We start from the raw sequence: 11596 nt of genomic DNA, 5'->3' as shown, positions 1-11596 counted from the left end.
GATAATCTAAAGCTTGCGAACTGACCTTTTTACTGTGTCCACTCTATTGACAGAAGTACATTCGGGCCCGCCCGGAGCGATTTGGCTGCACAAAGTGCATCAGAATGGAGAGATTGGGCCCTCCCAGAGCGATTTGGCTGCACAAAGTGCATCAGAATGGAGCGATTGGGCCCATCCGAAGCCATTTGGCTGCACAAAGTGCATCAGAATGGAGCGTTCGGGCCCTCCCGGGGCCATTTGGCTGCACAAAGTGCATCAGAATGGGGAGTTTGGTCCCTCACCGAGCGAGCATTTGGCTGAGCTATACGCTTTTCCCGGAGACAGGTACTGGCGGCGGGGTGCTGCGTTTGCGCGGAGCTTTGAGCTTCGGGAACAATCCCGTTATAAGCAGGGCGGCCTGCCAGGCAAAGAGCCATAGGACGATATTTTTGAGGCCGGACTGCAAGCCCAGAATGCTCCAGCTCCAGGAAGCCAGGAACAGTAGAGTGCCGGTGGCTGCCAGCAGGATCACACGTATCCCGAGGCGGACAAATGGCTGTCTGGAATGTTTGGTGATGAAGCGTCTGCGGCCCTTAAGCAGCCGGATGGCAAAGATCAGCAGGTACAGGCCAAGTGCCGCTCCCAGCCCTATGGCGATGCCGGCATTCGTTTTTCTTGCAGCGTTCATGGCTGACAGGCCATCCGGTACGGAACCGGTCAGAGACTGCACCCAGGCATAATAAATGTCCTGCCGCAGATCGATGCCATTTTCGCTGTTCGTGAGGATCACCAGGCCGTCTCCGGTCTCCGGGACAAAGCCGTAAAAGGCATGGAAACCCCGGTTGTCTCCGGGATGATACAGCATGATTTGGTCATTTGGCAATGTTCTTGCGAATATCCCGAGCCCGTTCTCGGACAACACAGGTATCTGCATCTCCTGAAGAAGTGACTTGCTGAGAAAGGTGCTGGCTTGCACATTTTCAGGGTTTCCTTCCATACTGGCCAGAATTAGTGTCATCAGATCGGCGGCTGTGGTCGAGAGCCCGGCAGCGGCCTTTTCAGTAAATTGATAATCTGGCAGCGCCTGTCCGAAGTACCCGTAGCCTGTGGACATCATGGGATTATCTGAAGCCGCTCCAAAGGTACTGGCATTCATGCCTAGCGGCTTCAAGACCTGCTGGTCCATGTACTTTTCAAAAGGGAGACCGGTGACCTCCTCGATGATCAGCTGCAGCAGCGTATATCCAGCTCCGGAATACACAGCTTCCTGGCCTGGCGTTGCGGCCAACTGTAAGGGTTCGCCGTTCCATCCGGCTCCAGATAACGAGTCTTCCAGCGTCGGCAGCGGCTCTCCCGGAGCGGAGCCCAAATAACCTTTGTGCGCAGGCAAGCCGGCAGTATGGCTCAACAATTGGCGCAGTGTTACCTTGCTCCCGTCAAAAGGCGAAACTGGCAGCTTCCAGCGGGTAAGATACTTTGCGGCGGGATCATCAAGCGATACCCGCCCTGTGTCAACGAGGTGAAGAATACCCCATGCGGTGAGACTTTTGGAGATTGAACCCGCCTGGAACAAAGTATCTTTACTTACGGGCACCACGCTCTTCTTGTCTGCCTCACCGAAGTTCAGCGAGTACGCCACTTGCCCGTTATGAATTATACCTACGGCCACGCCGGGCACATTATAGGTTTCTTGCCACTGGGGCACTTTGCGGTCCAGCAATTGTTTGAATTCCTCTGGGCTCCCGGCTGCGGCGCTTGCATTCCCAGGCAGACCAAAGGTGGCTGCGAACCCTGTGGTTACGAAGATGCAACATGCTGCCAGCCAGCCAAGTGCTGTTTTTGTTTTGAATGTCATGTGTAAATTCTCCTTCTTCGAATAAATCCAGTTTCCGATACATTCAGCATAGCGTCCAAGGCAACTGAGCGCCTATCGATTTGTCTTTCAGCTACCTTAAAAGTTCCTTAATGAAACCTTACAGCCGTGTAAGAGAGTCAGAAAGTGGAAATGCCACGCATATGAATAGTAATATGGTAGATAGATTTGAGAGTCACAAATCCATCACAGAAACGGAGACTTGGAATGAAAGATACTTACAGATTTCAGGTTAATCTAAGCGGCATGATCAATATTTTAGCGAATCATTTGTATAGTAATCCCAGAGTCTATTTAAGAGAGCTGCTGCAGAATGCCGTTGACGCGGTGACAGCCAGAAATGAACTTGAAGAGGGATATCAAGGCCAGATCACAGTAGAGCTATCAGGAATGGGAAGTACGGCGACGATGACCATGGAAGACAACGGAATTGGACTGAATGAGGAGGAAGTGCATCAGTTTCTGGCGATGATCGGGCAATCCTCCAAAAGAGGCGGCGAAGATTTTATTTCCCGGGAAACTTCGTTTATCGGCCGTTTCGGTATTGGTCTGCTGTCCTGCTTCATGGTCAGCGATGAAATAGTCATGATCACCCAATCGGCCAAAGGCGGACCGGCCTTGGAGTGGCGGGGCCAGCCGGATGGCACCTATACGATCCGCAAGCTGGAGAACGCTCTTTCCCCGGGCACAAAAGTCTATTTGCGCTGCAAGCCGGGGTCGGAGATCTACTTTGGCGAACAGAATCTGGCGAAATGGCTGTACGATTACGGGGCCTTGCTCCCTTATCCGATATCGCTTCACTCCGGGTCAAGCAGCAGGAAGATCAATGGAACGCGGCCGGTATGGATCGCCTATCCCGAGTTGGCCCGGGACCGTAAGGAGGAGGTGCTTCATTTGGGGGAACAACTGCTCGGCGAGCGTTTCCATGATTTCATTCCGCTGCACACGGCATCGGGACGTACCGGAGGGATCGCCTATATCCTGCCGCAGGCGGTGAACCTGAATGCGAAGAAAACGCACCGGGTTTACCTCAAACATATGCTGGTGTCGGAGAAAGCGGAGAATATTTTGCCGGATTGGGCCTTTTTTGTAAAATGTATCGTCTGGACTGATGAACTCCAGCCGACAGCCTCGCGTGAGCATTTCTATGAGAATGAGAAGCTGGAAGAAGTGCGTGAAGAGCTGGGCGAGGCGATCCGCAGTGAGCTGATGCGCATGGCCGATTATGATCAGAGCCGATTGCGGCAGATTATTGGCCAACATGCGTTGTCGATCAAAGCTTTGGCTGTGGAAGACGAGAACTTCTACCGGATGATTTACCGCTGGCTGCCGTTTGAGAGCACTTTTGGCCGCAAAGAGCTTGGGGAGCTGCTAAAGGAGCGCAGTACAATATTCTATACCTTAACGTTGGACGAATACCGTCAAATTACTCATGTTGCCGCTGCCCAGTTCATGCTGGTCGTCAACGGCGGATATATTTATGACAGCGAGCTGCTGGCCCTGCTGCCGCAGATCTGTCCGGAAGCCGAAAGTAAGCGCCTCCAGCCTGAGGACATCTCCTTCTCGTTCACGGATATTACTGCAGACGAGCGGAGGCAGTATTACGAGAACACCCGGACTGCAGATGCTGCCTTGCAGCGTTTCCGTTGCCAGATTCAGCTGAAACGCTTTAAACCGTCGGAACTGCCGGCGCTGTATACCTTGTCCAAGGAGTCTGCGGATCTGCGTTCACTTGAAGCAGCCAAGGAAGTGAGCACCGATGCCTTGTCCTCCGTACTGAACAGTCTGGGAAGCAGCTTCCAGGCAGCCGCATACTCCACCCTGTACTTCAACCTGGATAATCCGGTGGTGGCACGGGTCTTTTCCGGCGATCCGGCCATGCTCCCGGCCGCAGTCGAAATGCTGTACGTGAATGCTTTGATGATGGGCCATTATCCGATGAGCCGCCAGGAGCTGGCTGTGCTGAATGAGGGGATCATCCGCTTTATCGAATGGGGTTATGCTGCAGGAAATACACAAGACGGAGGGAATGGACAATGAACTTGGATTTTGAAGAATTAATGGAAGAAGCTTACGATCTGCCGCGGGGCAAAGCGCAAATTGCGGTGCTGGAACAAGCTATCCGGGCCGCGGATACCGCCGGAGACCTGGAAGCCGGGTTTGAAGCGCGTTCGGAGCTGGTGGAGTCGGCGATATTCAGCGGATATCCGATGAAGGCGATTGTAGCCTTTTCCTGGCAGCTGGGACAATATGATAAAAATAACGACTTATTCGATAATTATCAGCTGCTTTGGTCCTATAAATGGATTCTGGATAAAGTGGCCTGTTTCCCTGACATTCCCCGGGAGCAGATCGATAATCTGCTGGATGATATGAAAAAACGTTATGCCGAATTAGGGTACAGTGAGCGGACGTATTGTTTCTATAAAGCGGTGCTGCTGATGCAATACGGCGAATTGGAGGAAGCGGGACGCTACCTCGATCAGTTCCAGAGCCTGGACCGTGACGAGATGAGCGACTGCGAAGCCTGCGAGCAGAACAGACTGATTGATTATGAAGTATTGCTTGGCCGGGATGAGCGAACCTTGAGGGTTGCTGAACCGATTCTGAGCGGACAAATGAGCTGTGGAGAAGTGCCGCATGTGACGTTATCGACAGTTCTGATGCCGCTGTACCGGCTGGGACGACAGGAGGAAGCGGACAAGCTTCAACGCAAGAGCTACCGTCTGGTCAAAGGCAATAACGATTTCCTGCTGCAAATCGGCGAGAATATAAGATATTTGGCGCTGACTGACCCGTTCCGGGGACTGGAGCTATTCGAGAAACATCTGTCTCAGGCCCTTGATCACGAGAATCCGTGGGACCAAATGATGTTCAGTGCCTATGCCTCCACCTTGTTCAGCCGTCTGAAGCAGGAAACCGTAGCATTCCAGGTTAAGCTTCCTGCTTCATTCCCGCATCCTGAGTTTGCTTCCGACGTGGTACGTCTGGAACAACATTTCCTGCAAGAAGCACTGGCTACCGCAGACAGACTGGACCGGCGCAACGGGAACAGCTATTACGGGTCTTTGATTCAGTCTTTATAAGGTAGAGATTTCTGTGCTAGAAGGAGCAAGGACATGCGTTATATTAAAAGCTTGTTTGAAGGCACTGCATACTATTTTGAAATCGATGAGCATCAGACCGCGTACCGCCAGGTTGTTGTGGATGAGGAGCAGAAGTATAGGATATCGGGCAGCCCGGATTTCTTTCTTACAGATCAGTCTGTTGAGTTTACGGATGATGAGGAGATCAGTAAGGAGGAATTCGAGCAGGTCTTCCGGGCAGGCATGAAGCCATATGGGAAGCAGTGGCAGCAGATCAAGCAGGATTACCCTCCCGGCCAGCCGGCCAGCGGTACGATTATGATGTTCTATCCACATGGCATTCTCGTGAAGGTAAGGGATAATGTCTTTGCAGTCACTGCGGATGGACCCGTCCGATCCAAGGTGGCCCCCAGGCTGCTGTCCCCCGGGTATTTAATAGAAGGAACCGTTCAGGGATACGATGAAGAGAATGGCTGGCTCAGGATCGTTGTTGCCCCTTAAAAAGGGATTAAAGAGAGCGGGTATGGGATTTACCGGACTACGCATAATAAGGGTTAAAGATAGCCCGGACTCAGAAATGGGTAAAAGATAAAGGAACGGGAGGTGAGCTCGGTCATAGCTTTTTAAATAATGGTATGAAGAAGACCCCTGCTGTGATACAATAATCTAGTTGTCCTGGTCGCTGCTCTCCCGTATCTCAAGATACGGCACGCCAGCCCTAAAAGGTCTGCTGAAACACAGGAAAACGAAGATATAGAGTGTATTTTCATGCATTTAAGAGTATTAACAAGGATAATTAAAGATTTTACACAGATAATATCATTATTTGTCGCTTTTTATTGATTTATTGGGAAGCTTTCTGTATAATCAGCCTTGTTGATTTTGCAAAATGGAATTTTAGGAGGTTTTTAATTTTGGGAAAAGCGTTAATTATTGGCGCTGGCGGCGTAGCGAGTGTTGTTGTGCATAAATGCTGCCAGAACCCGGATGTATTTGAAGAGATCTGCATTGCCAGCAGAACTGTGGCCAAATGCGAGGCTCTGAAAGATAAATTGGCCGGAGGCCGTACGAAGATTTCTACCGCCCAGCTCGATGCTGACAATACGGATGAGGTTATTGAACTGATCAAGAGCTTTCAGCCGGATGTCGTTATTAATGTCGCTCTCCCATATCAGGACCTGACTATTATGGATGCTTGCCTGGCGACGGGAGTGCATTACGTGGATACCGCGAACTACGAACCGCAGGATACGGCGAAATTCGAATATTCCTGGCAGTGGGCGTACAAGGAAAGATTCGAGAAAGCCGGTATTACGGCATTGCTCGGCAGCGGTTTTGACCCCGGCGTAACGGGTGTGTTCACTGCCTATGCGCAAAAGCACTATTTTGACGAAATTCACACGATTGATATTGTGGATGCCAATGCAGGCGACCACGGCTATCCGTTCGCAACCAACTTCAACCCGGAAATCAATATTCGCGAGATCACTGCCAATGGCCGTTATTTCGAGAATGGCGAATGGATTGAAACTCCACCCCTGTCCGAGAAAAAAGTTTACGATCTCCCGGAGATCGGGCCTAAAGATATCTACCTGCTGTACCATGAGGAGCTTGAGTCCCTGGCTGCCAACATTAAAGGCGTGAAGAAAATCCGCTTCTGGATGACCTTCTCGCAGAACTACCTGACACACCTGAAAGTGCTGGAGAACGTCGGCATGACGTCCATCGAGCCCATTCAATACGAAGGCAAAGAGATCATTCCTTTGCAGTTCCTGAAGGCGATTCTGCCTGACCCGGCTTCCCTGGGACCAAGAACCAAAGGCAAAACCAACATCGGCTGTATCATCCAAGGCACCAAAGACGGCCAGCCTAAAACTTATTATGTCTACAACGTGTGCGATCACGAAGAATGCTACAGAGAAGTGGGCTCCCAAGCCATTTCCTACACTACTGGCGTTCCAGCGATGATCGGAGCTATGTTGATTATAAAAGGAATCTGGAAAAAACCAGGCGTGTACAACGTCGAAGAGTTTAATCCGGATCCGTTCATGGAAGAACTAAATAAACAAGGATTGCCTTGGCAAGAAGATTTCTCGCCAACGCTGCTTGATTAAGGGCATGACGATGGAACTCGACATTGACCTTAGCACGTTGCCATCCCCCAGCTACCTTGTGGATGAGAGGTTGCTGAAGCGTAACCTGGAGGTACTTAACTCTGTTCAGGAACGGACCGGGGCCAAGATTTTACTTGCTCAAAAAGGATTCTCCATGCATTCCATGTATCCGCTGATCGGCAAATATCTGCACGGCGTCACTTCCAGTTCCCTGTTCGAGGCCAGACTCGGGTATGAGAAGATGGGCAAGGAAGTGCATGTCTACGCACCGGCTTATGTAGACCGCGAGTTCGACGAACTGCTGAGCTACACGGATCATATTGTGTTCAATTCGTTTGACCAGTGGAACCGGTTCAAGGACCGGGTGCAGGGTGCGGGCAAGCCAATTAGCTGCGGAATCCGTGTCAATCCGGAATATTCCGAGATTGATGTGCCGCTGTATGATCCTTGCTACAATAACTCCCGCATGGGAGTGACACTGCCGAACTTCCGGCCCGAAGAGCTGGAAGGGATTGACGGCCTGCATTTCCACACCATGTGTGAGCAGAACTCTGATACCCTGGAGAGAACGCTCCAGGTGGTGGAAGAGAAGTTCGGCGAATACCTGCATGGCATGAAATGGCTGAACTTCGGCGGAGGCCATCACATTACCCGTCCCGATTATGACCTGGATACGCTGGTTCGCTGCATCCTGCATATGAAAGAGAAATACAATGTGCAGATCTACCTGGAGCCGGGCGAGGCGATTGCCCTCAATACCGGATACCTGGTAGCTACAGTGCTGGACACAATGAAGAACGGCATGGACATCGCCATTCTTGACACTTCGGCCGAATGCCATATGCCGGATGTGCTGGCGATGCCATACCGTCCGAGCATCATCGGTGCAGGCGCTGTGGGTGAATTCCCGTACAGCTACCGGCTCGGCGGGATGACCTGTCTCGCCGGCGATATCATCGGTGACTACTCGTTCCCTGAACCGCTGAAATACGGCGACAAGCTGGTATTTCTCGATATGGGCCACTACACCATGGTGAAGAACCATATGTTTAATGGCGTGAACCTGCCGGCCATCGCTTCATATAACGAAGAAGAGGGCATTAAGGTAATCAAGGAGTTCGCTTTTGAGGATTTCAGTGGACGGTTATCCTAATAACTATAAGAACTAAATAAGCAAGCTATTCGGACTGCAGTCCTATTAACACAGATGTGTTAATGGGGCTGCAGTTTTTGCGTTGAAAAGAAATGGGGATCATGGGGACCTATTCTTCACCATACACAAACTTCCTGTAACTTCAGACCTAATTAATCTACCCTACATTCAAATGGTGAGAAAATATGGATATAATAGAAAAATAGAATTCGAATACATATTATTCTCTTGTATCTACTGAGGATGTACCCGGAGGTTAATCATGCAGCAAAAAGTGGAGCTTGACCGCTTGCTGGATCTGGAACAGGGAATAAAGCGCCTGAACCGCACGCTGGAGGAGCAGGTCGCCGGGATGCAGAGGGCCATCTCGCAACAAGTGGGTGCGGCCCAATCGGCCTATCCCGAATCCTCCGATGTCCGCGCTCCGGCGCAGGACCTGGAGCGGTTGCTGCGGGAGACGAGGGATATGGCAGCTTCGATCAGCAGCCGGCTGTACCAGAAAGAAACGACGCTCCGCTGGGCCGTGGGGCAATACCAGTCCACAGAGAATCAGGCCCGTAACCTGATAAAGACGCCGCCGAGCTTTACCTGGAAGCAGACGAGTACACTGTTCAGCAAGTGGCTGCAGACAGCAAGGGACCGGGCAGCAGGCGGGCTGCAAGATCTTTTGCGCAGCACGCCTACGCTGATCGAGATGATCAAGGATCTGCTGCAGAACGTCAGGGATGCTTCACTGGACAAGCGGTTGCAGCCGTTTGTAGACGAGGCGAAGATTGCCTCCCTTCTGGAGCAGCGGGACTATGGCAGCCCCGAAGAGCAGCAAGAGGCGCGGGAGCAACTTGCGAGAATCGCCGAGGCTTTGGACGAAATCGGGCGGAGCCAGGTGGCTTATCGGATCTATGAGAAATATGGTAATCTGGGGTATATGGAGTCGGCGAGCTTGCATGCCGAGCAGCAAAGGGAGTTGCTTGAGGAGCTGGGGCTGGACCCGGGGCTCTATCTGAACGTAGATCTGCGGAGCCAGTACAAAGGGTCGCCGCTCTCTGCGTGCACGTACAATCCGCTGCAAAAGGACCGGTCCGAGGTGCCTTCAAACGAGGAGCTGCGGTTGGCCATCGCGCTGGGCCTAGTCAATGACCAATACCGGGAATGGGCAATGACGCATTACAGCGATATTGCGAAGGCGGTCCAAAAGGCGGAGCTTCAGCGGGAACTGGAAAGGCATATGGCGGAGTATAAGCGGCTGAATAGCCCGCCCACGACCTTGCCGGATGGCACACCGATTACGGCGGAGAACAAAAACGACGAATTGACTTACAACTATTTTTTCGATAAAGTCTATGATCCGAAGAAACATAGTGAAAATCGGCCACTCGCATACTATGTGTGGCTAGAAGAAACCTACGGGATGACCGAGTGGCGTAAAAAAGTGGTGGAGGCGGATAGGGTCACCAGAGCTTTTGTGGGCGGGTTTGTCGAATCCACGGTGATGGCCGTAGTCGGCACCGTCCAGTTCGGCTTCAATTATGTCATCGACCCGGAGAAAATGACCCAGGAAATGGTGGACAAGGCTACCTATATCTTTAACAACCCGGACGTGATCGTCGAGGCTGCGAAGACGATGTATAAGAACTTCGAGGAAGGCACACCCGAAGAACAGGCCAAAATGCTGGGTGAGGCGGCCTCCGTTCTGGTCCCCGGGTTACAAATCACCAAGGCAACCCACATCGTCAAAGTCGCTGACAAAGTAGCGAACAAAGTGCTGGACCCGATATCGGATGCCGTGAAGAAGGTCCCGGAAGCCATAAATAATTTCAGTATTCCGGAGTTCCCGAACCTGAATCCATTTGGATATCGATTGATCCCGGAAACCCCTGGATTCTCCGGGCCGCTTAAACCGTGGAATCAAATGTGGAAAATCGAGAGGAATGGGGACGGTCATGGGGGTATTGAGGGGACTGTTAATGGTGGTTCGGTAGAATTGATCAAACCTAGTAGAATAGGTAATCCAGAAGCTGTCCCTAGTGGTACAAAAACAAAAATCCCCAGTAATGCTGATAATGCAACTAAACAGTCTTTAGAATTAGAGAACGATGCTGCTGATCAATTAGCGAAAAAGGGTTACGACATTGAACAGAATCCTAAAGTTCGAGAAAGTGATGGGGTTGATCTCAATAGAGATCCAGATTTTAGGATTGAAGGAAAGATTTTTGATTGCTACTCTCCTACTGAAAATAAAGGTATAAGGGGTATCTGGAGTGAGGTTCAGGAAAAAGTTGTTGTTAAGCAACAAACAAAAAATGTAGTGATTAATCTAAAGAAATGGTCTGGAGATGTTTCTGCGTTACTTGAACAATTTAAAAAATGGGAAATTTCGGGCTTAGAAGAAGTGCTTGCGATCACAAGAGATGGTGATACTATATCTATATTTCCATAAATAGAAAGGAACTAGTAAATGGAATATTCGCTGAAAGTAAACGGACAAAAAACGGACGCTATATGGTTGATGAATGTATTGGAAAAGAAGAATCTTAAGGCTCATTATTTGCGTAAGTATCATAATTCATTTTTAGTAGATGAATTTTCTTTAAGTATTGGTTTGAGAATTAGTATTCATGAAAATAATTATTCACCAGATCACCCTGCCTTTTCCTATGAAACAATGTTTCTAGAACATGACTTTGTTTATCAAGAAACGGTATCATTTGAATTAGATAAGTTTTGTGAACGTTATGAACTTGGCTATAAAACAATATATGAAATTTCCTTTTTAATTTTAGAGTCGCTCAAAACTGAAGGGTTATTTTACCATACATCTGGAGAAGAGATTTTTTTCTATAAAGATGGAAAATACATTTTTAACGGTAAATATCTAGAGTTGCTCAAAGATCAATATGATGATCTATTGGAAAGTCTTGATTACTCTCTTTTTGATGATTAGGGTATTGGGCAGTTGATGAATACAGACTCTACTAGTCCAGCATCAGCCTTTAAAAGGTGGGAATAGCTGGCGCATCCGAAAGCTGCCTCCCGGGAGGCACGCTGTAAGCCTAGGGCGGAGATCGCTAGAGTGCACTTTATACATCAGTATGGAAAAAAGGAGGCTTGTTTTAGGATTTCAGTGTATTTGGTGCAGCAGGAACCGCTGTAATCGCCGAAAAGTGCCTTATGGCTATCCTTTGAATGTACAAAATACATCATTATGGAGGTTTGAGCCTTGTTTAAACCATTCTGAGGTACGAAATACATTAGAACAGCTCGAAGGCTGGTGACGAACGCTAATCCATATCAAACAGCCTTCAGGCATCCCTTATTTTTAATCTGATAATGTACTAGTACCTTGACCGCGAATAATTTTACCTTTAAGCTCTCCGTATAGAGTCAAATGGGA

At 49.8% G+C, this 11596-nt stretch carries 8 protein-coding genes; 7 read left to right on the top strand and 1 reads right to left on the bottom strand.

Annotated features, from left to right (window positions below):
- Positions 1 to 301: 301 nt before the first annotated feature.
- Entirely contained in the window at positions 302 to 1834 is a 1533-nt protein-coding gene (locus IEY53_RS33880) for a serine hydrolase domain-containing protein (protein ID WP_189032633.1), read from the bottom strand.
- A 225-nt stretch (positions 1835 to 2059) separates the two neighbouring features.
- Here IEY53_RS33880 and IEY53_RS33875 point away from each other — a divergent pair, with 225 nt between their 5' ends.
- From IEY53_RS33875 to IEY53_RS33845, 7 genes are all read left to right on the top strand, one after another.
- Positions 2060 to 3892 (top strand): HSP90 family protein, encoded by a 1833-nt coding sequence (locus IEY53_RS33875; protein WP_189032632.1) that lies wholly within the window; start codon positions 2060 to 2062, stop codon positions 3890 to 3892.
- Complete coding sequence (locus IEY53_RS33870; RefSeq protein ID WP_189032630.1) at positions 3889 to 4938, top strand: hypothetical protein; 1050 nt, start codon at positions 3889 to 3891, stop codon at positions 4936 to 4938. Before IEY53_RS33875 ends, IEY53_RS33870 begins: the two co-directional genes overlap by 4 nt.
- A 33-nt stretch (positions 4939 to 4971) precedes the next feature.
- On the top strand, positions 4972 to 5439 hold the full coding sequence (locus tag IEY53_RS33865; RefSeq protein ID WP_189032628.1) for a hypothetical protein: 468 nt from the start codon (positions 4972 to 4974) through the stop codon (positions 5437 to 5439).
- A gap of 413 nt (positions 5440 to 5852) precedes the next feature.
- A complete protein-coding gene (locus tag IEY53_RS33860; RefSeq protein ID WP_189032626.1) occupies positions 5853 to 7052 on the top strand; it encodes a saccharopine dehydrogenase family protein in 1200 nt (399 codons plus the stop codon).
- Between the two features lie 10 nt (positions 7053 to 7062).
- On the top strand, positions 7063 to 8205 hold the full coding sequence (gene nspC, locus IEY53_RS33855; protein ID WP_229696519.1) for a carboxynorspermidine decarboxylase: 1143 nt from the start codon (positions 7063 to 7065) through the stop codon (positions 8203 to 8205).
- Positions 8206 to 8467: 262 nt separating this feature from the next.
- On the top strand, positions 8468 to 10642 hold the full coding sequence (locus IEY53_RS35610; RefSeq protein WP_229696518.1) for a CdiA C-terminal domain-containing protein: 2175 nt from the start codon (positions 8468 to 8470) through the stop codon (positions 10640 to 10642).
- A gap of 18 nt (positions 10643 to 10660) precedes the next feature.
- Positions 10661 to 11146, top strand: a complete 486-nt coding sequence (locus IEY53_RS33845; protein WP_189032622.1) for a hypothetical protein — start codon at positions 10661 to 10663, stop codon at positions 11144 to 11146.
- Positions 11147 to 11596: the final 450 nt, after the last annotated feature.

Origin of the sequence: Paenibacillus albidus (genome assembly GCF_014644435.1) — a bacterium.
GTDB lineage: Bacteria > Bacillota > Bacilli > Paenibacillales > Paenibacillaceae > Paenibacillus_AQ > Paenibacillus_AQ albidus.
This window is presented reverse-complemented; position numbering and strand designations above follow the sequence as displayed.